Source organism: Streptomyces sp. enrichment culture, assembly GCF_964272855.1.
Taxonomy (GTDB): Bacteria; Actinomycetota; Actinomycetes; order Streptomycetales; family Streptomycetaceae; genus Streptomyces.
Genome location: NZ_OZ186847.1, coordinates 89,486 through 115,153 on the forward strand (window position 1 = coordinate 89,486; position 25,668 = coordinate 115,153).

At 71.2% G+C, this 25,668-nt stretch carries 25 protein-coding genes; 16 read left to right on the forward strand and 9 right to left on the reverse strand.

Annotated elements, in window-relative coordinates; genetic code table 11:
* The first annotated feature begins 88 nt into the window (after nucleotides 1-88).
* Nucleotides 89-1,327 (forward strand): PP2C family protein-serine/threonine phosphatase, encoded by a 1,239-nt coding sequence (locus tag ACSU6L_RS00405; RefSeq protein WP_437052334.1) that lies wholly within the window; start codon nucleotides 89-91, stop codon nucleotides 1,325-1,327.
* 132 nt (nucleotides 1,328-1,459) lie between these two features.
* Entirely contained in the window at nucleotides 1,460-4,408 is a 2,949-nt protein-coding gene (locus ACSU6L_RS00410; protein ID WP_437052336.1) for an NACHT domain-containing protein, read from the forward strand.
* Nucleotides 4,409-4,479: 71 nt separating this feature from the next.
* On the opposite strand, the gene ACSU6L_RS00415 is transcribed toward ACSU6L_RS00410, so the two are convergent.
* A complete protein-coding gene (locus ACSU6L_RS00415) occupies nucleotides 4,480-5,523 on the reverse strand; it encodes a zinc-dependent alcohol dehydrogenase family protein (RefSeq protein WP_437052338.1) in 1,044 nt (347 codons plus the stop codon).
* 339 nt (nucleotides 5,524-5,862) lie between these two features.
* On the opposite strand from ACSU6L_RS00415, the gene ACSU6L_RS00420 reads away from it, so the two are divergent.
* Nucleotides 5,863-6,525: a lysophospholipid acyltransferase family protein gene (locus ACSU6L_RS00420; RefSeq protein WP_437052339.1), complete on the forward strand. Its 663-nt coding sequence runs from the start codon at nucleotides 5,863-5,865 to the stop codon at nucleotides 6,523-6,525.
* 330 nt (nucleotides 6,526-6,855) lie between these two features.
* Nucleotides 6,856-7,404: a PAS domain-containing protein gene (locus ACSU6L_RS00425; protein ID WP_437052341.1), complete on the forward strand. Its 549-nt coding sequence runs from the start codon at nucleotides 6,856-6,858 to the stop codon at nucleotides 7,402-7,404.
* An 11-nt stretch (nucleotides 7,405-7,415) separates the two neighbouring features.
* On the opposite strand, the gene ACSU6L_RS00430 is transcribed toward ACSU6L_RS00425, so the two are convergent.
* Nucleotides 7,416-7,820 (reverse strand): hypothetical protein, encoded by a 405-nt coding sequence (locus ACSU6L_RS00430; protein ID WP_437052343.1) that lies wholly within the window; start codon nucleotides 7,818-7,820, stop codon nucleotides 7,416-7,418.
* A gap of 281 nt (nucleotides 7,821-8,101) precedes the next feature.
* Here ACSU6L_RS00430 and ACSU6L_RS00435 point away from each other — a divergent pair, with 281 nt between their 5' ends.
* The gene (locus ACSU6L_RS00435; RefSeq protein ID WP_437052345.1) at nucleotides 8,102-8,377 is read left to right on the forward strand and encodes a hypothetical protein; all 276 of its coding nucleotides are present in this window, start codon (nucleotides 8,102-8,104) and stop codon (nucleotides 8,375-8,377) included.
* Nucleotides 8,378-8,420: 43 nt separating this feature from the next.
* On the opposite strand, the gene ACSU6L_RS00440 is transcribed toward ACSU6L_RS00435, so the two are convergent.
* Nucleotides 8,421-9,176: a hypothetical protein gene (locus tag ACSU6L_RS00440; RefSeq protein ID WP_437052347.1), complete on the reverse strand. Its 756-nt coding sequence runs from the start codon at nucleotides 9,174-9,176 to the stop codon at nucleotides 8,421-8,423.
* Between the two features lie 115 nt (nucleotides 9,177-9,291).
* On the opposite strand from ACSU6L_RS00440, the gene ACSU6L_RS00445 reads away from it, so the two are divergent.
* The 4 genes from ACSU6L_RS00445 (at nucleotide 9,292) to ACSU6L_RS00460 (ending at nucleotide 11,526) form a co-directional block, all read left to right on the forward strand.
* Nucleotides 9,292-10,179 carry an endonuclease/exonuclease/phosphatase family protein gene (locus tag ACSU6L_RS00445; RefSeq protein ID WP_437052349.1) on the forward strand — a complete coding sequence of 296 codons (888 nt, stop codon included), beginning with the start codon at nucleotides 9,292-9,294 and terminating at the stop codon, nucleotides 10,177-10,179.
* A 104-nt stretch (nucleotides 10,180-10,283) separates the two neighbouring features.
* Complete coding sequence (locus ACSU6L_RS00450) at nucleotides 10,284-10,826, forward strand: GNAT family N-acetyltransferase (protein ID WP_437052351.1); 543 nt, start codon at nucleotides 10,284-10,286, stop codon at nucleotides 10,824-10,826.
* A gap of 101 nt (nucleotides 10,827-10,927) precedes the next feature.
* The gene (locus ACSU6L_RS00455) at nucleotides 10,928-11,263 is read left to right on the forward strand and encodes a hypothetical protein (RefSeq protein WP_437052353.1); all 336 of its coding nucleotides are present in this window, start codon (nucleotides 10,928-10,930) and stop codon (nucleotides 11,261-11,263) included.
* Nucleotides 11,260-11,526 carry a hypothetical protein gene (locus ACSU6L_RS00460; protein WP_437052355.1) on the forward strand — a complete coding sequence of 89 codons (267 nt, stop codon included), beginning with the start codon at nucleotides 11,260-11,262 and terminating at the stop codon, nucleotides 11,524-11,526. The genes ACSU6L_RS00455 and ACSU6L_RS00460 overlap by 4 nt, the downstream gene beginning before the upstream one ends.
* An 88-nt stretch (nucleotides 11,527-11,614) precedes the next feature.
* On the opposite strand, the gene ACSU6L_RS00465 is transcribed toward ACSU6L_RS00460, so the two are convergent.
* Entirely contained in the window at nucleotides 11,615-12,445 is an 831-nt protein-coding gene (locus tag ACSU6L_RS00465) for a dienelactone hydrolase family protein (RefSeq protein WP_437052357.1), read from the reverse strand.
* Nucleotides 12,446-12,595: 150 nt separating this feature from the next.
* Here ACSU6L_RS00465 and ACSU6L_RS00470 point away from each other — a divergent pair, with 150 nt between their 5' ends.
* Nucleotides 12,596-13,648, forward strand: a complete 1,053-nt coding sequence (locus ACSU6L_RS00470) for a GlxA family transcriptional regulator (protein WP_437052359.1) — start codon at nucleotides 12,596-12,598, stop codon at nucleotides 13,646-13,648.
* Between the two features lie 81 nt (nucleotides 13,649-13,729).
* Here ACSU6L_RS00470 and ACSU6L_RS00475 read toward each other — a convergent pair whose 3' ends face one another.
* Both ACSU6L_RS00475 and ACSU6L_RS00480 read right to left on the reverse strand, forming a co-directional pair.
* The gene (locus tag ACSU6L_RS00475) at nucleotides 13,730-14,365 is read right to left on the reverse strand and encodes a response regulator (protein WP_437052361.1); all 636 of its coding nucleotides are present in this window, start codon (nucleotides 14,363-14,365) and stop codon (nucleotides 13,730-13,732) included.
* Complete coding sequence (locus ACSU6L_RS00480; RefSeq protein WP_437052363.1) at nucleotides 14,362-15,615, reverse strand: sensor histidine kinase; 1,254 nt, start codon at nucleotides 15,613-15,615, stop codon at nucleotides 14,362-14,364. The genes ACSU6L_RS00475 and ACSU6L_RS00480 overlap by 4 nt, the downstream gene beginning before the upstream one ends.
* Nucleotides 15,616-15,787: 172 nt before the next feature.
* Between ACSU6L_RS00480 and ACSU6L_RS00485 the strand changes: the two genes are divergently transcribed.
* Nucleotides 15,788-16,876 (forward strand): ABC transporter permease, encoded by a 1,089-nt coding sequence (locus tag ACSU6L_RS00485; RefSeq protein WP_437064702.1) that lies wholly within the window; start codon nucleotides 15,788-15,790, stop codon nucleotides 16,874-16,876.
* Nucleotides 16,873-17,559 carry an ABC transporter ATP-binding protein gene (locus tag ACSU6L_RS00490; RefSeq protein WP_437052365.1) on the forward strand — a complete coding sequence of 229 codons (687 nt, stop codon included), beginning with the start codon at nucleotides 16,873-16,875 and terminating at the stop codon, nucleotides 17,557-17,559. The genes ACSU6L_RS00485 and ACSU6L_RS00490 overlap by 4 nt, the downstream gene beginning before the upstream one ends.
* 73 nt (nucleotides 17,560-17,632) lie before the next feature.
* On the opposite strand, the gene ACSU6L_RS00495 is transcribed toward ACSU6L_RS00490, so the two are convergent.
* The 3 genes from ACSU6L_RS00495 to ACSU6L_RS00505 form a co-directional block, all read right to left on the reverse strand.
* On the reverse strand, nucleotides 17,633-18,160 hold the full coding sequence (locus ACSU6L_RS00495; protein WP_437052367.1) for a hypothetical protein: 528 nt from the start codon (nucleotides 18,158-18,160) through the stop codon (nucleotides 17,633-17,635).
* A gap of 498 nt (nucleotides 18,161-18,658) precedes the next feature.
* Entirely contained in the window at nucleotides 18,659-19,399 is a 741-nt protein-coding gene (locus ACSU6L_RS00500) for a hypothetical protein (protein ID WP_437052369.1), read from the reverse strand.
* A 53-nt stretch (nucleotides 19,400-19,452) separates the two neighbouring features.
* On the reverse strand, nucleotides 19,453-20,124 hold the full coding sequence (locus ACSU6L_RS00505; protein WP_437052371.1) for a hypothetical protein: 672 nt from the start codon (nucleotides 20,122-20,124) through the stop codon (nucleotides 19,453-19,455).
* Between the two features lie 148 nt (nucleotides 20,125-20,272).
* Here ACSU6L_RS00505 and ACSU6L_RS00510 point away from each other — a divergent pair, with 148 nt between their 5' ends.
* The 4 genes from ACSU6L_RS00510 to ACSU6L_RS00525 all read left to right on the forward strand — a co-directional run bounded on the left by ACSU6L_RS00510 (nucleotide 20,273) and on the right by ACSU6L_RS00525 (nucleotide 25,551).
* Entirely contained in the window at nucleotides 20,273-22,675 is a 2,403-nt protein-coding gene (locus ACSU6L_RS00510; protein ID WP_437052373.1) for a glycosyltransferase, read from the forward strand.
* Between the two features lie 160 nt (nucleotides 22,676-22,835).
* Nucleotides 22,836-23,264, forward strand: coding sequence for a hypothetical protein (locus tag ACSU6L_RS00515; protein WP_437052375.1), 429 nt, complete (start codon nucleotides 22,836-22,838; stop codon nucleotides 23,262-23,264).
* A gap of 150 nt (nucleotides 23,265-23,414) precedes the next feature.
* Nucleotides 23,415-24,410, forward strand: a complete 996-nt coding sequence (locus tag ACSU6L_RS00520) for a glycosyltransferase family 2 protein (RefSeq protein ID WP_437052377.1) — start codon at nucleotides 23,415-23,417, stop codon at nucleotides 24,408-24,410.
* Between the two features lie 232 nt (nucleotides 24,411-24,642).
* The gene (locus tag ACSU6L_RS00525) at nucleotides 24,643-25,551 is read left to right on the forward strand and encodes a hypothetical protein (RefSeq protein ID WP_437052379.1); all 909 of its coding nucleotides are present in this window, start codon (nucleotides 24,643-24,645) and stop codon (nucleotides 25,549-25,551) included.
* The last annotated feature ends 117 nt before the right edge of the window (nucleotides 25,552-25,668 follow it).

Sequence of the window (25,668 nt, forward strand, 5' to 3'; positions counted from 1 at the left end):
CCCGGTCCCCCGGTAAGCCCGAGCGCCGGATCGCCCGTAGATTGGAAGAAGCGCAGGCGCTCGCGCTCACAGGCCCTGGAGAGCGCGTATGACAGCGGACATCGATTTCACGGCGTTCTTCGACGCCACACCAAGCCCGTACCTGGTGCTGGACGCGGACCTGGTGATCCGCTATGTCAACCCGGCATACCTGTACACCACTGGCCGGACCAGGAACCAGCTGATCGGCGAGTACTTCTTCGACGCGCTGCCGGAACGTCCCGGCGCCCCTGACGACGTGCAGCAGCACGTGAAGGCGTCACTGCACCGGGTTCTGAACACCGGGAGAGCGGACACGCTGGTGCTGCAGCGGTACGACATCGCCGATCTCCAGGAGCCGGGCGGGTTCGAGGAGCGGTGGTGGTCCGACATCCACACGCCGATCCCCGGCCCCGACGGCAAGGTGAAGTGGATCGTCCAACGGGCCGAGGACGTCACCGCCTTCATCCTTTCCGGCCGGGCCCGTCAGCTCACCGCGGACTTCACCGAACGGGAGAGCGGCATGGCGGCCGAGCTGTACGCGAGGACCCGCGAGCTGCACCGGCTGAACCAGGAACTGCGCCAGGCGCACGCCCGTGAACGCCAGGTCGCGGTCACCCTCCAGGAGGCCATGCTCTCCGTCCCCGACCTGAACCAGCACAACGACAACATCGCCGTGCGCTACCTGCCGGCGACGACTTCGCTGAACGTGTGCGGCGACTGGTACGACGTCGTCGACCTGCCCCCCGACCGCTACGCTGCGGCGGTCGGAGACGTCGTCGGCCACGGACTGCACGCCGCGGCCGTCATGGGCATGCTTCGCAGTGCCCTGAGCGCGGTCATCCGCGCGATTCCCAGCCCCGCCCAGGCCTTGGAAGTCCTCGGGCTGTACGCCCGCTCAGTGGACGGCGCGACGGCCGCGACCGCGGTCAAGGTGCTCATCGACACCCGCAGCAAGCTGATCATCTACAGCAACGCCGGGCACCCGCCGCCCGTCCTGGCCCACTCCGACGGGACGTGGGAACTGCTCGACCAGGCGACCGATCCGCCGCTCGGCGCCCGCCTGCACCATGTCCCCCGCCCCCAGGCCGGCCTCACCTACGGCACCGGGGACACCCTCGTGCTCTACACGGACGGCCTCATCGAACGCCGCGAAGAGGACATCGACGCGGGCCTGGCGCGCCTGACCACAGCACTGGCCCAGGACAACGCACTCGACCCCGACCGGCTGGCCGACGCGCTGCTCGCCCGCCTCGACGTCGCCAGCGGCGCGCCCGACGACATCGCCCTCATCGTCATCCGCCTGTGACCCCGCCGCGCTGTGCAGGCGACTCGTTCTTCACCCCCGTACGGCGGCCCACGCTGTGCCACAGTGCGGTGGAGGATCGTCGTCGCGACCGATGCGCGGACCGTGGGGGGCGTTGTGGGAGTACGGAGGCTGTTGTCGTTCTCGGACGCGTTGGCGCTGCTGGGGTGCGACCCGCCCGCCGTCGCCGCCCTGGACCGGGCGCTGGGCGGGGCGCTCAGCGTCGCGACCGGCGGTGTGGCCGACGGGCTGCTGCGGATCGCCGACGCCCGCGGCAGCGTGCTGACGCTGGGCCGGGGCGCCGTACTGGGTGTCGGACGGCGCCTGGCACACGCGGAAAGCCGTGCGCAGCGCACCGAGTTGCTGCACGCAGCACACACGGTGATCGTCGTGGTCGCCTGGTTCCAGGCGCTGGATGAGCGGCATCTGCCCGTCGGGCTGGACGCCTTGGAGCTGACGCGCCGTGAACAGCTCGCCCTTGCGGGCGCGTCGTCGGTGGCGGAGCGCGGGGACGCGTTCGCCCGCTCGCTCGCCGCCACGGACGCGCCGAGTCCCGCGCCCCACCGGCCTGTCGAGGCGGTCATGGCGGAGTTGGAACGCTGGTACGAGGGCCTGTCCGCGAGGTTCCTCGACTTCGCTGAAGGACTGCTGGCATGGAACGCTCAGGGCGACGCGGCCCGGAACGAGGCGCGGCGGCTGATCCGCACCGAGCTGCCCCGGGAGGCCGTCGAGCAGTACGCGTCCCTGTACGCCCAGCTCGCCCAGGAGGCACCGGAGTTCGGGCTGTGGACGACGCAGATCGAGCATCAGGCGACGCGGGCGGAGGTGCGCAGGTCCCTCGCCGGAGTGACCGAACTGCTGGCGGGCGTCGCGCGTACCGTGCGCCCGCCCGTGGACGTCGCCGCGTCTCTGGTCCGCTCGGCCGAGGCCGTGCTCACCCGCTCCGTCCTGGACGCCTCTTCCGGGCCGGAGGGCATCCGTGTCCCGACCTTGCGGGAGATGTACCTGGACCCGGACTTCCGGGTGCGTGAGGTGGCGGGTCCCAGCGGGCCTGCGAACGAGTCCTGGTGGGAGGAGATCCCGGTGCGCCGGGACATCACCGGTTATCTCGCCGGAGCCCTCACCTCCGCCGAATCGGCCGTGGCGCCCCTCCTCGTACTGGGCCAGCCGGGGGCGGGAAAATCCGTCCTGACGCGCGTCCTCGCCGCGCGGCTGCCCTCCGCCGGGTTCCTGCCCGTCCGCGTGCCGCTGCGGGACGTACATGCGGAGGACGACGTCCAGACGCAGATCGAGCAGGCGGTGCGCGCCGCGACCGGGGAGCGGACGTCCTGGCCGGAACTGGTGCGCTCGGCCGGAGGTGCCGTACCCGTCCTGCTGCTGGACGGCTTCGACGAGCTGCTGCAGACCACCGGAATCCACCACAGCGACTTCCTCGACCGCGTCGCGCGCTTCCAGCAACGCGAGGCGGACCAGGGGCGTCCCATCCGGGCCCTCGTCACCAGCCGTATCGCCGTGGCAGACCGGGCCCGCTACCCCGAGGGCCTGGTCGCCCTGCGTCTCGAACCGTTCCGTCCGGACCAGATCCGCCACTGGCTCGCCCTGTGGAACGAGGCGAACGCCGACGGCTTCGCCGCGCGCGGGGTGCGGCCACTGGACTGGGAGGCCGTGGCACGCCACCGGTCGCTCGCCGCGCAACCGCTGCTGCTGACGATGCTGGCGATGTACGACGCCTCCGACAACGCCTTGCGCCGTGACAGCGAAAGCCCTCTCGACGAGGCCGAGTTGTACGAGGAACTCCTCACCTCGTTCGCCCGCCGCGAGATCGACAAGACCGGCCCGGCCCCCGCCGCCGTACCGGACGACGAGGCGCGTGCCCGGGCCGAACGGGAACTGCAGCGGCTCTCCTTGGTCGCCTTCGCGTTGCACAACCGCCGCCGCCAGTGGGTGTCGGCCGCCGAACTCGACGAAGATCTCACCGCGTTGCTGGGCCGGGCGTCTGCCGAGGCCTCCGGGTTCCGCACTCCGCTGGGCGCCGCCGAAGTGGCACTCGGCCGCTTCTTCTTCGTCCAGCGCGCACAGTCCGTGCGGGACGGCCGGGTCCTGGCCACGTACGAGTTCCTGCACGCCACCTTCGGCGAGTACCTGGTCGTACGTCTCACGCTGCACGTGCTCACCAGCCTCCTCACCCACCGTCCGTCCCTGTCCATGGCCGAGAGCAGCGTCGACGACGATCTCGCGTACACCCTCCTCTCGTACGCGCCGCTGTCCTCCCGTCAGATGCTGCGGTTCGCGGCGTCGTTGGTGCGCCGGATTCCCGCCGCCGAGCGCGATCGGCTGGCGAGCCTCCTCATCGCCGTGCTGCAGCAGCACGGGCAGCGCGGTCACGAGCCGCACCGCGCCTACCGGCCCATGCGGAGCCCCGCCTCCCCCGGGCTGCGGACCTCGGCCCGTCACGGCATCTACGGAGCCAACCTCGTCCTGGTGATCCTCCTGCTGAAGGGCCGTGTCACCGCCGGCGAGCTGTTCCCGTCCTGGGGCGATCACGCCGGCGCGTGGCACCGTCATGTGCTGCTGTGGCGTTCCGCTTTCGACGAGGAGCAGTGGACCGACTTCGCCCTGTCCCTGTCCCTCAGGCGCACATGGAACGAAGGGGGCAGGGAGCTGGAGATCGCGCTGAGGGACGGCGCACTGGACGCGCCGGAACCGATGGACATGAACTGGCTCTTCCGATTCCCTCGGGGCAACGACGGCCCCGGCTGGTCCCGCACCTACTGGGACGAGCTGCGGCACAAGGCAGACGTGTCCGGGAGCACGAACGACGGTGTCGTACGCCATGCCATGGACCCGGTCTTCGCATGGCTCGGACCGGCCGTGACGACGTTCACCACCTCGCCGGGCGGGCCTGCCACCTCCCTCGCGCACGACGTGCTGGAGCTGCTGCTCGGTGCGGGCGACCTGCCGCCCGACGAGGAGGACGCCGTGCGCGCCCGGGTGCTGGGCGGCCTCGCCGATGTTCCGCTCGAGGTGCGGGAACGGATACGGCGGCTGCTCGCCCCGCGCCGGGACCGCCGGGACGTCCCTTAGCTGTCGCCGTGCCTGCCAGGCACGGGTTGGTGGGGTACGAGTCGGCCGCACCCCGCGTCCCGCGCTCCGGGTCAGGGCTTGATGAGGACCTTCAGGCTCTTGCGGTCTGCCATGGCCTGGTAGCCGGCCGGGACTCCGTCGAGGTCGGTGGTGGCGTCGAAGACCTTCCCCGGCTCGATGACCCCGTCGAGGATGTCGGGCATCAGTTCCTCGATGTAGGCGCGGGCCGGTGCGGGTCCGCCGACCAGGCGGATGTTGTGGCGGAACAGGCTGCCGAAGCCGATCGGCGCCTCCTCGTACTGGGGCACGCCGACGCGGCTGATCACGCCGCCGGGGCGGACGACGCCGAGGGCCTGCTCGTAGGCGGACATGTGGCCGACGGCTTCGAGGACCACGTGCGTGCCGTGCCCACCGGTCAGCTCGCGGACCGCCTCGACGCCTTCCTCGCCGCGGGCGGAGACGACATCGGTGGCACCGAACGCGCGGCCTAGGTCGGTGCGCGCCTCGTGACGGCCCATGAGGATGATCTGTTCGGCGCCCAGGCGCTTGGCCGACAGGACCGCCAGCAGGCCGACCGCGCCGTCACCGATCACGGTGACGCGGGTGCGCTCGTCGACACCGCCCGCCACGGCGGCGTGGTAGCCGGTGCCGAGGACGTCCGACAGGGTCAGGAGGGACGGGACGAGGGCGGAGTCCGCCGCGACGGGGAGTTTGACGAGGGTGCCGTCGGCGAGCGGGACACGGACCGCTTCGGCCTGGCCGCCCTCTTCCGGCTCGCCGTCCCAGAAGCCCGCCTGCGGGTGGGCGCAGGACGTGTGCAGGCCCTCGCGGCAGAACTCGCAGGTGTTGTCGGAGATGGCGAACGGGGCGACGACCAGGTCGCCGCGCTTGACGGTGGTCACCTCCGAACCGGTGTCCTCGACGATGCCGATGAACTCGTGGCCCATCCGGGCCGGCCCGTCCTCGGGCTTCATCGAGGCGTACGGCCACAGGTCGCTGCCGCAGACGCAGGACGCGGTGACGCGGACCAGCGCGTCGGTGGGCTGTTCGATGACGGAGTCGGGGACATCCTCGACGCGGACGTCGCCGGCGCCGTACATGAGGGTTGCGCGCATGAGGTGCTCTCCGGGGCGGTGATTGCGATTCGGGCGGTGCTGGTCAGGGGGATGGGCATGTGCGTGCCCTGGCCGAGTTCAAGCCTGTGCGGCGCGGGCGCCGGGCGCACTCCGGGGCTCCGCCGAACCGGGTGCGGTGAAGCGGCGGTGCCGGTCGCGGGCGGGGCGAGGGCCGATGGCGGGGATCAGCGTCAGTGCGGTGATGGCGGTGCCGACGACGGCGGCACCGGCTCTTCGCCGCCACCTGCACCAGGAAAGATGAGTACGACGACTCAGGCCACGGCGGCGCTGCACGACCGACGATGAAGATCAACGCCGTCGAGATCTGGAGACCGCTCCGTGCTCAGCCGCATCGCCGACCTGCTGCTGCCCGCCTTCGGCCGTCTGTCGGTGACCACCGACCCCGGCGCCGAACTCGCGCCGGGCAGCATCATCGCCGCGAACCACACCTCGCTCGCCGACCCTGCCGTCGTGCTCGCCGCCCTGCACCGCCTCGGCGTCGAACCGGTCATCATGGCCACCGCGGGCCTGTGGCGCGTGCCCGTTCTCGGCCGTGCCCTCGTCCGCGGAGGGCACATCCCCGTACACCGGGGCGACCGACGGGCCGCGGCCGCGCTCGACCTGGCCGCGGAAGCTCTGGAGCAGGGCAGGCACCTGCTCATCTACGCCGAGGGCGGCCTGCCCCGCCGCAAGGACGCCGCGGAGGCGGCCCCCGGCAGCTTCCGCAGCGGCCTGGCCCGGCTCGTCGAGCACGCCGGCGCCCCCGTCGTGCCGGTGGGGCAGGCCGGTGCCCGGCGCATCACCTCCGGCGGCGTCGTGAAGCAGCTAGCAGGCCTGGCGACAGCCCCTGTGCGGCGGCCGAACCTGCACGTGCACGTGGGAGCGCCGATGGTCCTGACCGGGGACCTCGCCGCGTGCACCGCCCAGGCGCGCACCGCGGTGACCACGGCATGGCGTGCGGCAGCCGCGCGCCTCGGCGAGCCCGCAGCTCTCGCCGCGTAGCCGTCGCCGGCCAGGTCGACGGCGAAGCGCGCGGGCCGCGGGCCCCCGGGCGGCGCACAATGCGACAAAACGGTCCATCGATGTCAAGGGCGTCTCGGATGTCTGCAGACCGCTCGGCAAGCCAGAACATACGGGAACGGCTGCGCTTCGAGCCCGGGACGCTGCTGGAGCGCGTGTCCGTGGCCGTCATCGGCATCGACGACCGCACCGGATCTGTTTCTGGGGTCCGGGCGCGAGGGATCTGTTCGGCTACGACGACGCGCTCGCCGGGTCAAGACCAACCTCGCCTTCCTCGACGCCATCTTCGAGACCTGCCCGATCGGCCTGCTCATGCTGGACGAGGATCTTCGGTACGTGCACCTGAACCAGGCGCTCGCCGACATGGACGGACTCCCCGTCGGAGAGCACATCGGCCGCCGTATGGCGGATGTGATGGGTGCCTGTGACGACGCCGGCTTCCAGCGGCTGCTGCGCGGCGTGGCCGAGAAGGGCCGCCCGGTCGTGGGCCACCTGATCGGTGTCCGGCATAGGGGGTGCGACCAGGTCAGGTCGGTGAGCCTGTTCCCGCTCACCCGGGCGGTCGGCACGCGCCGGTGTCGGAGGACTGGCACTCGACGTCACCGACCGGGAGCAGGCTCTCGTGGAGGCGGCGGAGTCACCCGAGCGACTGGCGCTGCCGGACCGGGCCACCGCCCGGATCGGCACCACCCTGGACGTGAAGGTGACTGCGGGCGAACTCGTCGACGCCGTGGTCCCGGACTTCGCCGACGCGTCCGTGGTGGAGGTCGTGGACTGGATGGACGAACCAGAGGTGTTCGACCCGCGCCTGCCGCCGGTCACGCACCGGATCGCCGCCAGGACGGTGCTGCCGCCGCGTAGCCGAGCGCGAGTCACGCCATGGGCCGGGTCTGAATCTGCATGCCGGGTCGGCGTCGGTGGACGGTCACGTACGACATGCCGTTCTTGCCGGCGGTGAGGCTTCGCGCGGAGCCGTGTGGGAGCCAGACCAGGCTGCCCGCGGTGAGCGGCTGCGGCGGTTCGGTTCCGAGCGTGCCGTCGCCGGCGACCACGAGCACGAGGACGTCGAGTTCTGGCTCGACGTGGGTGGCGATACCCCCCTCGGGCGGAATGCGGACCAAGTTGGCGTCTAGCTGCCGTCCGGGCTCGGCCAGCCGCCACAGTGCTCCGCCGGGGGCGGAACCGGCGGCCGAGAGCGCGTCCACATCGCACAAGACACGCGGCCCCTCGGCAGCGAACCGCTCGCGATCGTCCGCGCCGGCCTGTGCGTCACCCATGCCTTGCCACCATTCGCCACCTGTCCTCACGGATGGTCTCCGCGACGTCCGCGCGTCCTGACCCCGAAGAGGAATCTTAAGGTCAAGACCATCTACGCCGACTCCACGCACGACTGAGGAACCCACCCTCCGGCGCCATCGTCCTCACTTCCACGGGTCGGTGAACGACCAGGGACTTCGTGCCGCTGCGGTGCTGGGTTGCTGTCACTGCACTGACGGATCGCGACAGAGAAATATGACCGACGCCGCGGCTGCCCTGGTCGCAGGTCCTCACCCGCGGCATGGCTGTCTCCGACCACGACGAGACGGTCAGGGCGAAGCTCGTCCAACTCGTCGAGATCGTCGTCCAGCGGGCCTACCGCTGTAAGGACCGCGAGTACGTTGGCGTGGCGCGGGCGGTCGACGGCGAGGAACTGCGCCGCAGGCTGGGCACGGCGGTTCTCTCGGACAATCCCTGGGCACGCCTCCATGCCGGCTGCGTTCTCTGGCTCCTCGATCGTCCCGAGGTTCCGAACACACGCCACGTCTGGCGGACGTGGTTCGCGGCAGCATTCTGAGACGAGCGGGCCCCGGCCGAACCATGCAGGAGGTTGAAGCTTCTCAGCTCGAACGAGCAACGACCTGTCCAACGACGGAGCAGCGCCCTTCGCACTGTCGGCAGGTCGCCTCGCCGAAGGCGTAGGTCAGGGCGTGCGCCACATCCTCGTGGCCGTCCGCCAGGGCCAGCTCGTAGAGGCGGCGGCCAAGGCCGTCGAGCGTGCCTGGGGCGGCCGGGTGGAGGGGGAGGGTTTCGACATCCTCGGAGAGGGCGTAGTCCTCCGACGTACTGAAGCAGCCCCGCTCACCGATGATCACCCATAGCGCCGCGCAGCAGTCCGGATCGGGGCACTCGAGCTCGTACTCCTCGCTGACGATGCCCCAGGTCAGGTCCTGAGCCCAGTGAATGTCGCCTTCCAGGTTCAGGATCGTCTCGAGCAGGTGGCAGTAGTCGTCGCGGTCAGCGGTGGCCCGCCGCCACCGATTCGCGGCGGCCAGCAGGCGTGCGACTGCGGGGGCCTGCTCGTCCCGTAGGTTCCGGGTCTCGTATCGCTGATCGGCCTGGACAAGCAGGGCACCGGCCAGGTGGAGGGCCGCAGCCGCCGTGTCGGCGTCGTCGCCCTCAGCCATGGTCATCAGCGCAGGCAGCACCGATGGATGGGACGCTTCCAGGGTTCCGTTGTGATAGAGCTCCGTCCAGAGGTCGCTCCAGGCCTGACTGTCCTGGCCCGTGGCGGCACGGTTCAGCAAGGCGGCCAGGCGGCCGGAATCGGCGTCGTCTGCACAGGGGGCCAGGGGTCTCTCGTCCATCTCCGACATCCAAGCAGAGTCCGAAGGCGGCCATGGCTTCGGGCTTGCCGACGAGTGCCACCATGAACCGGGACGACGATCCGGGCCCGCCCCCGCCTGACAACCGCGTCCCATAACCTCGTGAATGGAGACGCCAGATGACATGTGTCACCGCAATGAGGAGGCGATGGTGATCGCAAGGGTCACGCGGTTCGTCGCGGGCGCCGCGATCGTGGCCTGCATGGTGCTCGTCGGCGTCGGCTCCAATGCGCCGAGCGGCGCCCCTTTCGCCCGGTCACTGCCCGCCGACGCTGTCAGGGACGTCGTACCGAACCGGGTCATGACCTGGAACCTCTGCAACCCCTGCGAAACGAGCAACGCTGACCGGGCGGCGGAGATCGCCACGTACGCGCCGCAGGTCATCGGTCTGCAAGAAGCGTGCGCACGCGACGTCGAGAGTATCCGGGACTATCTGGAGGTGCTGCACGGGCTGGTTTACAACGTCGAGTACGGCTCCGTTCTCAGGAATTGGGGCCGCTGCGGGGGAATGCCGTGGAGTCCGGGGGCCTATGGGCAGGCGATCCTCTTGGCGGCACCGATGAGAGACCGCGTCAGCGTGGAGTACCCCGACGGAGGGTCCGAAGACCGTGGGTACATGGCAGTCACCACCATGGTGGACGGCCGACCCGTCCGGGTCTTCAACACCCACCTCGCCGAACGACGTCAGGAAGCGGTCCGGGCAGAGCAGACCGACGTACTCGCCGCGGAAATCGCCCGGTACGACCGCGCGATCGTTCTCGGCGACTTCAACGCCGTGCCGGACGCCCCGGAACTGGCCCCGGTAGCGGCGCTGGCCATGGACACCGACCCGCAGTGCCGTCCCTCGCTCGCCGGCACCTGCAAGCCGACCACCGACTGGCACAGCAAGTTCGACTACGTCTTCCTGCGAGGGATCACCCCGCTCAGGCACAGCGTGCGGCCCAGCCAGTACTCGGACCACCATGTGCTGCACACCGACGTGGATCTGACCTAGCCGGTGTGGCGGAAGTGCGGTCGTTCGACGACGTGGGGCAATGGCAACTGACGCGATCTTTTATTGGTTTGCCGCCTGCCAGCCCGGTCGGATAGGAAGCTCACATGCTAAAGGGCAGCGCGGTCGGGCTCAGGGCCCGGCACGAGGACGACATCCCGATCCTGCGGACCGAGCTCTACGACGACGTGGTCAACGCCGCGCGCGCCGAAGGCGGGCCGTGGCGGCCGATCAAGCCCGGCTCGAACGATCCGCGGCTCGTGGTGGACGACAATCAGCAGGGAAGCGTCACGTTCTCCGTGGTGGAGCTGGAGGGCGACACCCTGGTCGGCACCGCGACGCTGTGGGGCATCGACAACCACAACCGGTCCGCGCACATCGGGCTGGGGCTGCGGCCGTCCTGCCGCGGCAAGGGCTACGGCACCGACGTGGTCGCGGTGCTGTGCCACTACGGTTTCGTCGTGCGCGGCCTGCAGCGGCTGCAGATCGAGACGCTGTCGGACAACGCCGCGATGCTGCGCTCCGCCGAGCGCAACGGCTTCGTCCGCGAGGGCGTCCTGCGTTCCTCGGCCTGGGTGCTGGGCGAGTTCCTGGACGAGGTGATCCTCGGGCTCCTCGCCGAGGACTGGAAGCCGGAGTCGGCGGCCTAGGCCGCCGCCCGACGGTCAGCGCGGACGCCACGCCCCCAGCCCGGCACAGGGGCCGGCCGCCTCAGGGAAGGCTGAATGCTCAGGTGGTGAACTGGGCTCAGATGTACGACTGCTTCGGGGACGTCGATCGCGTCCCCGAGCTCTTGGAGCGCGTCGAGCGCGAGGACGACGCGGAAGCGTGGGATGAGCTTGGGTACCGGCTGGTCCTCGAACATGACTTGGTGTTCCCCGCCAGTTTCGCCGCCCTGCCGCGCCTGGTCAGCCTCGCCTCCCGGAGCGCGCGGGCACGTGGACTCGCCGGGACGATCACGCGGCGCGCGGCAGGAGGTCACGGCTGCGACGACCTGCTGACCGAATGCGCGGACACGATCGCGGAGTTCCGTGAGCTGCTGGCGACTTCTACCGGGTCGCCTGTCCTCACTGCGCCGTGGAGGTGACCATTGCCATCGGCGATCACGGGCATTATTCAGCGATCAGGGACTGGCACCTGGGCGACGTGGACCGGCGCGATCTACGACCAGCGTCCGCCGACGGCCTCTCCCGCACTGGTCGATGGATGCACGAGACTGCCCTCCGGGACGGACAGGACGCTCTCGCCGACGGGATCACCTATCCCTTCGGCCAAGCGGAATGCCCTCGCTGTGCCAGCGTCTTCACCATCGCCGACGAGTACGCCTCCTCCAACCGTCCTGTGATGTGAGCATGCACGGATCGCCCGCCTCGCCGCCGCCGACGACGAAGCGTGTCAGGGACCGCTCCGGCAGCTTCAGAAACTGCCGTGGGCCCGGTCAGGTGGCGGGCAGTGGTCGGTCCCCATGCGGGTGGAGGCGGTCGGTGAGGAAGGTGAGGATTTCGTCGCGGGCCCGGAGTGTGGGGTGGCCGGTCTCGTCGACGAGGTGGGCGGTGACGACGCTGTGCGGGGTGCCGACCAGGTCGGCGAAGAACGGTGGTGGGGCCGGGTTGGCGGCGTTGTCGGGGAGGACGCGCCCGTCGAAGGCGTCGCCGAGCAGCGCGCGGTAGGCGGCGAAGCGCTGTCCCGTGCACCAGCGGTCGCCCTCGAAGCGGTAGGCGAGGACGGTGAGTCCGTCGCGGTCGAGCCGGTCGCGCACCGCGCGCGCGTCCGCCGTGTCGAGTTCGAGTCCGCCTGGGTCGTCGAGCGGCAGCGACGGGTGGTTGACCACCGGGGCGATCACCGCCGGTTCCAGGGCCATGGTGAGGGCGAAGTTTCCGGTGAAGCAGAGGCCGATCGCGCCCACCCCCGGCCCGCCGCACGCGGCGTGGGCCTGGCGCGCCAGGCCGCGCAGCCAGACCGTCACCGGGCTGGTGCCGCCCCCGCCGAAGGCGCGGAACTCGGCGCTGACACAGGCGCGGCGGACGACCTCCCGGCCGCCTTCGACCGTGGGGAAGGCGCCGTCCGTCCCGAACAGGGAGGGCACATGGACGGTGAAGCCCGCGTCCCGCACCCAGCGCGCGAGCCGCAGGACGTCGGGACTGATGCCCGGCATCTCGGGCATCACCACGACCGCGGGCCCGGCCCCGGCCACGTACACCGTCTTCTCCACCCCGTCCACGGCCACGTTCCGGCGGGTGAAGTCGGTGATCGGATCGTTGTCGCTCATGGGGCCAGCCTGGCCCCAGGGCCGGCCTCCGAGGGAGGGGCGGGATCGCCGAGGTCAGGGGTAATCTCGCCACACGTGCGGGGGCGAACCGGTACGCCGTCGGCGACGCCGGGCCGGGACACAGGGGGTGTGGGAGCGGTGGCGGAGGCGATGCGGCATCATCACGACCGCGGGCCCGCCGACGAAGGTGCGGGGCCGGGCCGCGGGCCGGGTGCACTGCGGGTCGGGGTGCTGGCGTACTCGGGCTGCTTCGCGTCCGAGGTGTTCGGCGTCCCCGACCTGCTGACGATGGCCGGGCATGTCGCCGGACCTGACGCGCCCGGTTACCGGGTGTCGGTCGTGTCGCCCCGTCGCCGGGTCACCGCCTCGGGCGGCGCGAGCCTGGACGTGCGTCCCTTGCACGAGGCCGACGTCCTCGTGGTCCCCGGTTTCGAACTGCGCCCGGACACGGACCTCGACGCGCGGCTCGCCCGGCTCGGCCCGGAGATCGCGGCGATCCGCGCTCAGGCTGCCGCCGGAACCGCCCTCGTCTCCCTCTGCGTCGGCGCGTTCCTGCTCGGCGACGCAGGGCTCCTCGACGGGCGCCGGGCCACCACCTCCTGGCTGCACGCCGGGGAACTGGCCAGGCGCTGCCCGGACGCCGACGTACGGCCCGAGCACCTGGTCGTCACCGACACAGGCGTGACGACCACGGCCGCGTTCAGCGCCATGTACGACTTCGCGCTGGACCTGATCCGCCGGCACGACGGTGCCCGGGTGGCCCGCACCACCGCACGGCTGACGCTCGTCGACGACGCGCGGACCTCCCAGACGCCGTACGTCGACCCGCGGCTCCTGCCGCAGCCGGGCCGGGAGTTCTCCCAGCGGGTCATGCGGCGGCTCGACCAGAACCTCGCCGAGCGGTACGACCTCGCCGCGCTCGCGGACGCCTTCCGGGTCAGCACCCGGACGCTGCTGCGCCGCTTCGCCGAGGAGACCGGACGCAGCCCGCTGGCCCATCTGCAGGCCTCCCGGGTCCGCCGCGCCCGCCATCTTCTGGAGACCACCGACCGCACCGTCGCCGCCGTCGCCGCGGCCGTCGGCTACCAGGATCCCGGTACCTTCGCCGCGCTCTTCGCCCGCCACACCGGCCACCGTCCGAGCGCCTACCGGGCCGCCTTCCGCCGTACGGCCCGGGTGTCCGTCCCGGACGGCGGCGCGTGACAGGCCGGCCGCTGAAGCCGACCGTCGCCGTCCCCGGAGAGCTGTCGGGACCGAGCGACGGGGCGCTCGGGTGAGTGCCGGTCAGCGGCGGATCAGGCCGAGTTCGGTGGCCGTGGCGACGGCGGCGGTGCGGGAGTCGACGTCGAGCTTGGCGTAGACGCGGGCCAGGTGGGACTTGACTGTTCCTTCGGTCAGGTGGAGACGGTCGCCGACGGCCTGGTTGGACAGGCCCTCGGCGACCAGGGCCAGAACTTCCGTCTCGCGCCGGGTCAGGGCGGCGCCGGGGGCGCGCAGCCTGTTCATCAGCCGGTCCGCGACGGTCGGTGCGAGTGTGGTGCGGCCTGCCGCGGCGGTGCGTACGGCGGCGGCCAGGTCTTCGGGCGGGGCGTCCTTGAGGAGGTAGCCGGTGGCGCCGGCCTCGATGGCGGGGAGGGTGTCGGCGTCGGTGTCGTAGGTGGTGACGATCAGCACGCGGGGGGCGTCCGGTCGGGCGGTGATCCGGGCGGTGGCTTCGGCGCCGCCCATGCCCTTGCCGAACTGGAGGTCCATCAGGACGACGTCGATGTCGCCTTCGGCGGCACGGCTGACGGCGTCCTCGGCGGTGGCGGCTTCGGCGACGATGAAGAGGCCGGGCTCGGTTTCCAGTACGGCGCGCAGTCCGGCCCGTACGACGGGGTGGTCGTCGGCGAGGAGCAGGCGGATGGGGGTGTCGGTCACGGGCGGGCCTTGGGCTCGGTGGGCTCGGAATCGGCGGGCGCGGTGGGCTCGGTCTCGGCGGGCGAGGTGAGCGGTATCCGGGCGGCCAGGGCGGTGCCGTTGCCGGGGGCGGATTCGACGGTGAGGGTGCCTCCGAGGGCGTGGGCGCGGGCGCGCATCGCGGCCAGCCCGAACCCGCCGGCCTCGGGGTCCGGGGTGGGCAGGCGGGCGGGGTCGAAGCCGCGTCCGTCGTCGACGACGTCGAGGGCGATGTGGTCACCGAGGTAGCTGAGCGTTACCTCGGCGGTGGTGGCCTCGGCGTGGCGGGTGGTGTTCGCCAGGGCGGACTGGGCGATGCGCAGCAGCGCGACCTCGTGCGCGGTGGCGAGCGGTACGGGGTCGCCGGTGAGGTGGAAGCGTGCGGTGAGCCGGTGCCGGGCGGAGGTGGTGGCGCACAGGCGTTCCAGGGCGCCGGCCAGGGTGGTGCCTTCGAGGGCGGGCGGGGTGAGGGCGGCGACGAAGCGGCGGGCCTCGGCGAGGTTGTCGACGGCGGCTTGCCGTGCCTGGTCGACGTAGCGGGCCGCGTTCTGCGGTGTGTGGGGCAGAGCTCGTTCGGCGGCGCGCAGCAGCAACTGGATGCTGGACAGGCCTTGGGCGAGGGTGTCGTGGATCTCGCGGGCCAGGCGTTCGCGTTCGGCCAGCACCCCGGCGGTGTGCTGGGCGGTGGCCAGGTCGGCGCGGGTGGCGGTGAGTTCGTCGATCAGCCTGCGGCGGTGTTCGCTTTCCCGGTACAGGGCCTGGTAGCTCCACACCACCGCGACCGCCACGGCGGCGCCGAGCGCCGGGCCGATGGCCATGGCGGGGCTGAAGGCGTGCTGGTGGGCGGCGTATCCGGTGATGGCCGCCGCCGCGGTGGCGGCCACCGCGGCCAGTCCGGCACGGCGGGGCAGCAGGTGGAGCTGGAGGAAGTACAGCGGGAAGGCCACCCATACGGCGTCGGGGGACAGGGCGAGCAGTACCAGCCAGACCGCGCCCACGGCTGCCAGCCACCAGGCGGCGGCGGGCCGGGAGGAGCGGACGCGGGGCAGGAGCGGTCCGGCGGCATACACCAGTCCGCACGCCGCGGCCACGGCGACGATCATCCCGGCATGAGGTCGGCCGGCGGTCAGGGCCCGGGCGGCGGCCAGGGCGAGCAGGCCGAGGATCAGCAGGTGCAGGCACCAGGTCAGGGCCCGGGTGGTGGGGGTCAGGACGGGGGCGGCGGTGTTCACAGTGCCTTCCAGGCTACGGAGGCAGGCAGCCGCGCGCCTCCATCGAAAGTTACAACCCTGGTGCCGTCTTCCGGCCCGTGAAGTGCCGTCCTGTGCCAGACGCGCGCGCCGGGGCGCGGCGGCGACGGTGGGGTCCTACCGCTTCGACCGCTGGAAAGGACAGGCCAACGCCGTGTTCGTCGCCTGGAGAGACCTGAAGTTCGCCAAGGGGCGCTTCGCCCTGATGGGGACCGTCATCGCACTGATCACCCTGCTGGTCGGACTGCTGTCCGGGCTGACGGCCGGTCTGGGCCGGCAGAACACGTCCGCGATCACGTCTCTGCCCGCCGACAGGATCGCCTTCCAGGCTCCTGTCGGCGGGCAGGACGTGTCGTACTCCGACTCCGCCGTCACCGAGCGGCAGTGGCGGCAGTGGTCCGAGGCGCCCGGCGTCGAGAGCGCGGAACCGCTGGGGATCACCACGACCAAGGCCACCGCCGGGGACAAGAGCGCCGCCGTCTCCGTGTTCGGTGTCGAGCGCGGCTCGTCCATCGCCCCGGCGAGCGGAAAGATCGACGACGAGTCGGTGGTGCTGTCCGCCGAGGCCGCCGACGCCCTCGGCGTCGAGGCCGGCGACGTGCTCACCCTGGCCGGGCAGCGGCTGGAAGCGGCCGCCGTGCGGGGCAATGCCTTCTTCAGTCACACCCCGGTGATCTGGACCAGCCTGGACACCTGGCAGAGGACGGCGCCGCCCACCGGCTCCGGTGACGGCCCGACCGCCACCGTCATCGCCCTGAACACCGACTCCGAAGCCGATACGGCGGCCATCGACAAGCAGGCCGGCACGAGGACGGTGTCCACCGGCGACTCGCTGGCCGCCATCGGCTCCTACTCCTCCGAGAACGGCTCCCTGCAGCTGATGCGCGGCTTCCTGTTCGCCATCTCCGCCCTCGTCATCGGGGCCTTCTTCACCGTCTGGACCATCCAGCGCAGCGATGACGTCGCCGTCCTCAAGGCGCTCGGCGCCTCCACCGCCAACCTGCTCAAGGACGCACTGGGCCAGGCCGTCGTCCTCCTCGTCGGCGGCACCCTGCTCGGCACCGGCGTCGCCGCCGCCCTGGGAGCCGTCGTGGCCGGCTCCGCCGTACCGTTCCTCCTCACGCCGGCAACCGTCCTGCTCCCGGCCGCCGTGACGATCCTCCTCGGTGCGCTGGGGGCCGCGCTGTCCATCCGCCGCATCACTTCCGTCGACCCGCTGACCGCCCTGGGGAGCGCACGATGAGCTTGCACCTGTCCGGCATCACCCTCACCTACCCCGACGGCGACACCCGCCTGACCGCTCTCGACCAGGTCGGTCTGGAGGTTCCCAAGGGCAGCCTGACCGCCGTGGTCGGTCCCTCCGGCTCCGGCAAGTCGAGCCTGCTCGCCGTCGCCGCGACCCTGATCACCCCCGACGCCGGCACCGTCACCATCGACGGCACCCCCACCACCGGGCTGAGCCGCGCCGAGCTCACCGACCTGCGTCGCCACAAGATCGGCATCGTCTTCCAGCAGCCCAACCTCATCGCCTCGCTCACCGCGGTCGAACAGCTCCAGGTCATGGTCCAGATCGACGGCCGAAAGCCGCGCGCCGCCCGCGACCGGGCCCTGGAACTCCTCGACGCGGTCGCTCTGGCCGACCAGGCCGACCGCCGGCCCCACCAGCTCTCCGGCGGCCAGCGCCAACGCGTCAACATCGCCCGCGCCCTGATGAACGACCCCACCGTCCTGCTGGTCGACGAACCCACCAGCGCTCTCGACCACGAACGCGGTGCCGCCGTCATCGACCTGATCACCCGCCTCACCCACCAGCAGGCCACCGCCACCGTCCTGGTCACCCACGACCGCACTCACCTCACCGCCGCCGATCAGATCGCCGAGGTTCACGACGGAAGGCTCACCGTCCCGGCCGCCGTGACGACCTGAACCGGCCGGCAGGGAGATCGGCGACGCGGGCAAGGCAGTTGACGCTCCGTGAGCAGGTGTCCCGGCGGAACGGTCAGGCGGCCCGGCAGAGCACGGCCGGGTCTGCCGTGGCGGCGGCGCGGACCCCGGGTGCGGGCACGGGACGGACGGTACGGACGACCGCAGCGGCCTGCGAGCGGCTGCGTGTGAAGACGACCAGGCGCAGCACCGCGAACCGCGCGACACCGGCGAGTGCGGAGGCGGACAGGTAGACGATCTGCTCGAGCATCGCACCGGGCGCCGCCACCAGCTGCTGCAGGACGAACATCGCCAGGCAGGTCCCCGCGTATGCGGCCGCCGCGGATCCGGCCGACTGCGAATGCTGGCGCCAGGTCGCGCGCCCGCCCGCGCCGAAGGTGAAGCGCGCGTGCAGCTCGGTGGCCAGGAGTGTGGAGACCACGGTTATCAGGGCGTTGGCCAGGCCCCAGGGCATCCAGGAGGCGAGAGCCACCACGGCGAAGCTGGAGGCGAGCCCCACCCCGCCGCCGCAGAGCACGAAGCGGGCGAAGGCGGTGAACGCGCCGGGCGCCGCCGGCTGCCGGCTCTGGACTGTCTCCCTCATTCGACCCACCCCTATTGATCGCTCACCCCGAGAAACACACGCACTCGTCCCGGCATGGGAGGCGAGCGGTGCGCCAATGACGCCATGATGGCACATTCATGGCGCCAGTGTGAGTTAAATATGGCACCGCTGGCGCCATCAATGGCACTACGTCAACGAAGCGGTCGGCGCGTAGCGCTTCCGCGAGGGCTCAGTGGACCTTTTCGATGTGGGGGTGGGACGGGTCGGCCGGGCAGACGTGGAGCTGGAGGTTGTTGCCGCCGGCGATGTCGATCCTGGTGAAGTGGCCGTCCGGTTGGCGCCAGGGATCCGTGAACGGGGTCTTCCGTTCCTCCTCGGGGATCCAAGTCACACTGCCGGAGTCCCATTCCGAAGAGGCGATGGTGAGGAGCGGGACCGCCTCGGTGCCGCACTCGGGGCAGGGGAGGTCGACGGGGTCGGTGACCACCCAGTGGATCCAGCCTCCGGTCTTCCAGCCGGGGGCGTGGCAGAGGTTGTTCAGGTACAGCTCCTGCGGTTCGTCGGCGTACGAGCTGTACAGCGCGGGGTCGACCGTCTCCCAGCGGCTCGTGTCGTCCAGCTGATCGCGCAGTTCCTCGTCCAGCTCCCGGGATCGGGGAATTCGGTGACCTGCTCCGGTGAGAACAGGCACGGCTCCGGGAGGTAGTAACCGTCCTGCACGATCGGCGGCTCGGGCGGTGCGTCGAGGACGTCGGTGACGGTGGCGGCGGAGCGCCAGAAGAGCGCGGTCCGGGGGTGGGCGTGTTCCGCGTGGTCGAAGGGGCACCACAGGACCTGGAGGAGGTCCGCGCCGGACGGGCAGGGGAAGGGTATGTCGCGGGCGAACAGCTGGGCCACGGGCAAGAGGGGGATCGGGCCGTCGAACCACGGGCGGCCCACCTTGATCCGCTCCAAGGTCTCCAGTTCCTCGGGGGTCCACTCGGGCGCCTCGGGGTCGAGGCGCAGCCGCTCGGCCGCTTCCGCGCGGTTGCGGCGGAGGAGCCGGATGTCGTCCGGGGAGTGCGTCATCGGCGCCGCGTGTCTGTCGTGCGGCTCGTCGCAGTGCGGCCACGGCTCGCCGGAAGGCCACAGCAGCGGACCGCCGACGGAACTGTCGTGCACGGTCGGGGCCCCGGGCCTCGGGTGCAGCCGGGTCGCCGTGCGTGCCGGCGGGGCCAGTTGAGGGAAGAGCGCGGTCACGTCGACCGGCCTCGGCGGGGTGGTACGGATGGCGTTCACAGCGGTGATGCTGCCAGCAGGGTCTGACAATGGGGGACGGCGATTACCGCACCTCAGGTGAACGCGATGGCCGCTCCCGTCGCGATCGACAGTTTCGCCGCCCGGAGGAGTTGCAGGCAGACGTAGGACTCGACGCCGTAACGCTGCCATCCCTCGGTGGCCGGCTCCTCGGCGTCGGTGGCTTCGAAGACCTCTTCGGAGTGCGGATCGAGGTCTTCGGGGAGACCGAGGGCTTCGGCGAGCCGACGGGTCTCCGCCAGCAGCCACACCGAGGAGCCGAGGTAGCCGCCCGGTGCCTTTTCGTCGACGATGACGCGGGCGAAGTCGACGGGGACGTAGTAGCCCTCGGAGTCCGAATGATGGATCAGGTGGTCGAAGGGTCCAGGAGGATCCCCTGGGAGGGTGTTGTAGACCTCGCTCAGGAGCGGGTCGTCAGTCGCGCGCTCGTCCTCGTCCAGCGGCTCGGGCAGGCGTCCGTGCGCCGCGAGGTGGACGGCGAGACGACGAACGGTGTGCAGGCCCGAGTAGCCCCACATCTCGAACTCCGTGTCCTGCGCCTGCACCAGAGCGGGCTCGGTCCACTGTCGCGCTCCGGCACGCTCCAGCAGGTCACCGATCGCAGCGAAGTCCGCGCGGACCCGCTGGGTGCAGTCGTCCTCGGAGCCACCGGTATCGGCATCGCCATCGCCATCGGCGAGTACACCGACCACCATGTTCAAACCCATGTCCCGATCCTGCCAGTGGCGATGAGACGATCGCTCTCGGGGGCCGGTAGGGACCGGTCCAGGCCCGCCCGGGTCCGCCCGGGTGAATGTACCGCCGCCGGTTTCGCTCGGACGCCCTCCCGGCCGAGCCGATCGACATACTGTCCGAATGCGGACGCCGAACAAGATTCCCGCCCTGATCCACCAGACCTGGAAAGACGCTGACGTACCAGACCACTGGCAGAAGTGGGTCGACTCGTGGCGTCTGCATCACCCCGGCTGGGGATACCGGCTGTGGACCGACTCGGACAATCGCGCCTTCCTCCAGGAGCACTACCCGTGGTTCCTGCCGATCTACGACGGCTACCCGGAACCGATCATGCGGGCCGACGCGATCCGCTACTTCCTGCTCGACCATTTCGGCGGGCTCTACGTGGATCTGGACTTCGAGTGCCTGAGACCGGTCGACGCGCTCCTCGACGGCCGAGAACTCGTCCTCGGTTGTGAGCCCGAATCACACACCCGGCTGCTGCTGGCCCGTCGGCGCGGCCTCGACCGCATCGTCGGCAACGCGTTCATCGCGTCCCGGCCGGGCCATCCCTTCTGGGCCCATGTTCACCGGCAGTTGGTCGGCGCCCACCGGATGTCCGGCGCTCTGGACGTCACCGGCCCCTTCTTCCTCACCCGGGCGGTCGACCGCGCCCCGGAGCCCTCCTCGGTCACGGTTCTCGGCCCGGAGGTGCTGTACCCCGAGGTGAGCCCGTACGCGCGGGAGCTGTTCGGCCCTCAGGAAGCCGACTACGCGCAGGCGTACGCCGTGCACCACTGGTCGGGCAGCTGGGTGCAGAGCACGCCGGGGAGTTCGCGGACGTCGGCCGGCAGACGGGTCCCGTTCTGGGCGAGCCAGGAGCGGCACCCGGTCGCGGACGGCCTGCTCGACCTGGACGCGCAGCGGCGCCGCTGGGCCGCGGGGGCGCCCGCGCCGACGGTGTCGTGCCTGATGGTGACGAAGGACCGCTCGTCGACGGCGCGCCGCGCGATCGCGTGCTTCCGTGCGCAGACCTACTCCCACCTGGAACTGGTCGTCGTGGAGGACGGCGCGGACGACGCCCTGGAGCAGCACATCCGCGAGCTGGACGACCCGCGGATCCGCCATCACCGGTTGCCCGCGGAGGGGCGGCCGCTGGGCGAACTGCGCAACGAGGCGGTGGCCCGGGCGGGCGGACCGTACGTGTGCCAGTGGGACGACGACGACCTGTACGACCCGGAGCGGATCGAGACGCAGATGGCGGCGATCCTCGCGCTCGGCGCCGACGCCTGCTTCCTCGCCCGGGAACGGCTGTGGTGGCCCGCCCGGCACAAACTCGCGATCTCCTGCGCGCGGGCGTGGGAGGGGTCCATGGTGTGCGCCAAGGACCGCCTTCCTCAGTATCCGGCGCTCCGCCGGGGCGAGGACACGCCGGTGGCGGAGGAGGTGGTCCGCAGCTGTCGGGTGGTGTCGATCGACGCCCCCGAGCTGTACACGTACGTGTGTCACGGCGGGAACACCTTCGACGAAGCCCATTTCGCGGAGCACTTCGAGGTCGCGACCGAGGTCTGGTCCGAACCCGGCGCCTACGCCGAGCGGTTGCTGGCCATGGCGACCCGGCTGCCGATCGCGCCGGACGACATCACCCACGCGGAGACCGGCCCCGCCGCCCGGACAGCCGAGCGCGGTCCGCGGCCGGTCCGCGAACCCGCCCCGGGCCCGGCGAGCGAGCGTCCCTCGGTGCTGGTGCTCACCCCGCTGAAGGACGCGGCGGCGTTCCTGCCGGGCTATGTGGAGAACCTCCGCGGCCTGGACTACCCGCGCGAGGCGATCTCCCTGGGTCTGCTGGAGGGCGACAGCACGGACGCGACCGAGGATCTGCTGCGCGAGCTGCTGCCCGCCCTGGAGGCGGAGTACCGGCGGGTGACGCTCGTCCACCGGGACTTCGGCCTGCGGTTGGACGGGCCGCGGTGGGAGCCCGGCATCCAGCGGCGGCGCCGGTCGGTGCTGGCCAGGGCGCGCAACCACCTGCTCGCCCGGGCCCTCGCCGACGAGGAGTGGGTGCTGTGGCTCGACGTCGACGTCACCGGCTGCCCGCCGGATCTCGTCCAACGCCTTCTCGGGGCGCGCAAGGACATCGTCGTCCCGCACTGCGCCACGACGGCCGGCGGGCCGACGTACGACCTCAACACCTTCGTGCTGCATCCCCGGGCCGGCACACTCAACTGGTCGCAGTGGCTGCGCGACGGCATCCTCCAGCCTCCGCGCGGGTTCGGCCGGACGTATCTCGACGAGTTGCGGGGGAAGGGGCTCGTCCGCGTCGACTCGGTCGGGGGCACGGCACTGTTGGTGCGGGCCGACCTGCATCGCGACGGCCTGGTCTTCCCCGCCTTCCCGTACCGGCAGCTCATCGAGACCGAGGGCCTGGCCGCGATGGCACGCGACATGGGTACCGCCTGCTGGGGTCTGCCCGACCTGGAGGTGCTGCATCCGCACCACGCGGCGGATCTGGCGAAGACGGCGGTCGTGGCGCCGTCGCCGTGACCGCCATGAGCACACCTCCCTCGCATGGAGTAATCATCTCGGCACCCGGCGTAGCGGAAACCTACGGTGGCGCTACTGCCCGCCTCCGCGACGGAGACCACCGGCGGTGGAGGGCATCCCCCATTCGCACACGAAAGGCTCCACCGTGAAAGCCCGTGTCATGTCATCCCTGGCCCTGCCCGCCGCACTCGCGACCGCCGGACTGCTCAGCTCCGCCGAGGCTGCCTACGCGGCCGCCCTCGGCACGGACGCATCGGCGTCCGCGTCCTACGCACGACAGGGACAGGCGATAGGCGACGACGCCACCCTCTCCTCCGGCGAGGGGCACCCCTGCACGCCGATCGGAAACGTCACCGTCACCGACTACGGCCGCTGCTGCACCCCCGTCGGCAACGTGACCATCACCGACTACGGCTACTGCTGCACCCCGGTGGGCAACGTGACGATCACCGACTACGGCTACTGCTGCACCCCGGTCGGCAACATCACCGTCTGTGACTACGGCCACCACCAGGAGCACGGTCACGACGGCTGGGGCCACAGCCGCGAAGAGGACTACGCCCGTGGGCGTGAGGTGCGCCTCAGCTGACCCGTGACCGGCGGGTTCGCCGCGACGTGGCCCTCGTACAGGGCCCCGGGGGGGGCGTCGCGCCCAACGCGGTGGAACCCCGCCCACTCCCCCGTTGCCGGTCTCCCCTCTCACTCCCGCTCCCCTTCCGTCCGACGCGAAAGACGACGCATGTCCCACGGATCCGACCCTGTGGTCTCGGTTGTCATCCCCTGCCACAACTACGCCCGTTACCTGCCCGAGGCGGTGTCCAGCGTCGTCGCCCAGACGTTTCGCGCCTGGGAACTCGTCATCGTCGACGACGGCAGCACCGACGACACCGTGAAAGTGGCCGAGGATCTGATCGCCCGCCACCCGGACCGGGTCATCAGGCTGCTGGGACAGGCCAATGCCGGGGTGTCCGCAGCGCGCAACACCGGCATCGCGGCCGCGGCCGGCCGTTACATCCTGCCGCTGGACGCCGACGACGTGATCGCGCCGACGATGCTGGAGAAGACCGTCGCGGTGCTCGACGAGAACCCCGGCATCGCCATCGCCTCGACCGACGTCTTCACCTTCACCGACGACGACCTGCCCCCGCAGGCCATGCCCCTGCCCGCCTACAGCAGAGAGCTGCTGCTCCAGCGACTGATCATGTTCTACTGCTCGCTGTACCGCCGTGAGGCGTGGCAGACCGTCGGCGGATACGACGAGACCATGCGGGCCGGGGAGGACTGGGACTTCTGGGTCGGCTGCGTCGAGCACGGCTTCGACGCGCACCACATCCATGAGCCGCTGTTCGGGGCGCGCAACAAGGACACCGGGCTGCACCTGGAAGCCGCCGAGAACGACCTCGCCATCCGGGCCCGCATCGTGGCCAATCACCCGGACCTGTTCAAGCCGGTCACCCGGGGCTGGGCGCACGCCGTGCTCTCCCAGGACGCGGAGGCCTGTCTGCGGGACGAGAACGTCCCCGACGACATCCTCACCCGGGCTGCCGAGATGGACCAGTTCCTCTCCGCCGTCATGGCGCTCCAGCGCACGACGCGGGTGCAGTACTACCACATCCGGCGGCTGGAGCAGGCGCTGGCAGCTCGGGGTGACAGCCCCGCACCCTCGGCAGCATCCGCACCGTCGGGACCGTCCGCACCGGACGACGAGCCCGCCCCGACGGTCTTCTCCGTGTGAACCCCGCCGTACGCCTTTTCCGCAGCGCGGAGCCTGGAGCCCCATCAGCTCCAGGTCGCGCACCGGCGCCCGCCGTCGCCCGGAACGCCCCTCGAACGCGTGCCGCGTACCAACCCACCCTGGGATGACCCGGGCCACCGCCCGGCATGGCGGATCGTTCCGCCTCGGAAGGCTCCCCTAGTGCCCCTGGCGGGCGCGCTACTGACTGAACGCAGACAGGGGGCACCGAACCATGACAGCCATCACCAAGATCGTCGCCCAGGTCACCACCGCCGACGTGGAGTACGCCGGCACACAGTCCCGGGTCTATCTCGGCATCGCCGGAAGGGAGTTCCGCCTGGCCACGGGAGACGGGGACTTCGCCCGCGGCGCGAAGAAGGAGTTCGTCTTCGGTGACGGCACCAACGTACTCAATCCCGAGCACAACGATCCCCGTCTCAGCCCGGTCCTGGAGACGGCCGATCTCGACCACCACCCCGTCTACCTGCGCATGGGAGAGGACGGTCAGGAGCCGGCCTGGTGCCTGGACCACGTCCTCGTCACCGTCAACCCTGGGCGGGACGGCCGCGCCTACGACTGCCCTGCCCTCGAGGGCACCGGCCCCGAACACCGGACCTGGTTAGAGGAGATGCGCGGCACCGTCCTGCACCTGCGTCGCCGGGGCGCCTCCGCCCCTCAAGAGGCGACACCGGCTCCGGTTCCAGAGCTGTCGTCGCAGCTGAAGCAGGAATTGGGCCGACAGCTCGGTGAGCAACTGAAACAGGAGCTCGGCCGGCAACTCAGTGAGCAACTGAAACAGGAACTGAGCGAGAAGCTGAGGCGGGAGACCGACGCGCCGGCGGTGCGGATCGTCCACGGCAGTGTTCGTGCCAACGGCACGGTGGAGGGCGACAACAGCGACTTCGTCGTCCAGCGGCTCACCCCGGGCATCTACACCATCCAGCTCCGCCAGCCCTTCACCACGACACCCACCGCCACCGCGACGATCGCCGGCCGCGCCTGGCGGCTGCTCGACAACGTCCACGTCGTCAAGGCCACCCCGCAGGAGGTCGAGTTCTGGACGGGCGACGACAAGGGCAACAAGGGCGACCGCGACTTCCACTTCCAGATCATCGAGCGAGCCCAGCAAAGGCCGGCCTGAGTGAGCCGTGCGCGCCGACCCGCGCACGGCCCGGACTGGACTGGACTGGAGCCGCGTTGGCTGCGGACGGGACGCGACGGCGGTTCCCGGAAGGGCCCCAGCTCGGCGTTTCCGTCG

Bases quoted from the DNA above. Each gene is read 5' to 3' on its own strand.
- ACSU6L_RS00465 (WP_437052357.1), bottom strand. From the start codon at position 12,445: ATGAGCGACAACGATCCGATCACCGACTTCACCCGCCGGAACGTGGCC.
- ACSU6L_RS00440 (WP_437052347.1), bottom strand. From the start codon at position 9,176: ATGTCGGAGATGGACGAGAGACCCCTGGCCCCCTGTGCAGACGACGCC.
- ACSU6L_RS00450 (WP_437052351.1), top strand. From the start codon at position 10,284: ATGCTAAAGGGCAGCGCGGTCGGGCTCAGGGCCCGGCACGAGGACGAC.
- ACSU6L_RS00425 (WP_437052341.1), top strand. From the start codon at position 6,856: ATGCTGGACGAGGATCTTCGGTACGTGCACCTGAACCAGGCGCTCGCC.
- ACSU6L_RS00510 (WP_437052373.1), top strand. From the start codon at position 20,273: ATGCGGACGCCGAACAAGATTCCCGCCCTGATCCACCAGACCTGGAAA.
- ACSU6L_RS00525 (WP_437052379.1), top strand. From the start codon at position 24,643: ATGACAGCCATCACCAAGATCGTCGCCCAGGTCACCACCGCCGACGTG.
- ACSU6L_RS00445 (WP_437052349.1), top strand. From the start codon at position 9,292: ATGGAGACGCCAGATGACATGTGTCACCGCAATGAGGAGGCGATGGTG.
- ACSU6L_RS00490 (WP_437052365.1), top strand. From the start codon at position 16,873: ATGAGCTTGCACCTGTCCGGCATCACCCTCACCTACCCCGACGGCGAC.
- ACSU6L_RS00470 (WP_437052359.1), top strand. From the start codon at position 12,596: ATGCGGCATCATCACGACCGCGGGCCCGCCGACGAAGGTGCGGGGCCG.
- ACSU6L_RS00430 (WP_437052343.1), bottom strand. From the start codon at position 7,820: ATGGGTGACGCACAGGCCGGCGCGGACGATCGCGAGCGGTTCGCTGCC.
- ACSU6L_RS00520 (WP_437052377.1), top strand. From the start codon at position 23,415: ATGTCCCACGGATCCGACCCTGTGGTCTCGGTTGTCATCCCCTGCCAC.
- ACSU6L_RS00515 (WP_437052375.1), top strand. From the start codon at position 22,836: ATGTCATCCCTGGCCCTGCCCGCCGCACTCGCGACCGCCGGACTGCTC.
- ACSU6L_RS00415 (WP_437052338.1), bottom strand. From the start codon at position 5,523: ATGCGCGCAACCCTCATGTACGGCGCCGGCGACGTCCGCGTCGAGGAT.
- ACSU6L_RS00435 (WP_437052345.1), top strand. From the start codon at position 8,102: ATGGCTGTCTCCGACCACGACGAGACGGTCAGGGCGAAGCTCGTCCAA.
- ACSU6L_RS00495 (WP_437052367.1), bottom strand. From the start codon at position 18,160: ATGAGGGAGACAGTCCAGAGCCGGCAGCCGGCGGCGCCCGGCGCGTTC.
- ACSU6L_RS00405 (WP_437052334.1), top strand. From the start codon at position 89: ATGACAGCGGACATCGATTTCACGGCGTTCTTCGACGCCACACCAAGC.
- ACSU6L_RS00505 (WP_437052371.1), bottom strand. From the start codon at position 20,124: ATGGGTTTGAACATGGTGGTCGGTGTACTCGCCGATGGCGATGGCGAT.
- ACSU6L_RS00455 (WP_437052353.1), top strand. From the start codon at position 10,928: ATGTACGACTGCTTCGGGGACGTCGATCGCGTCCCCGAGCTCTTGGAG.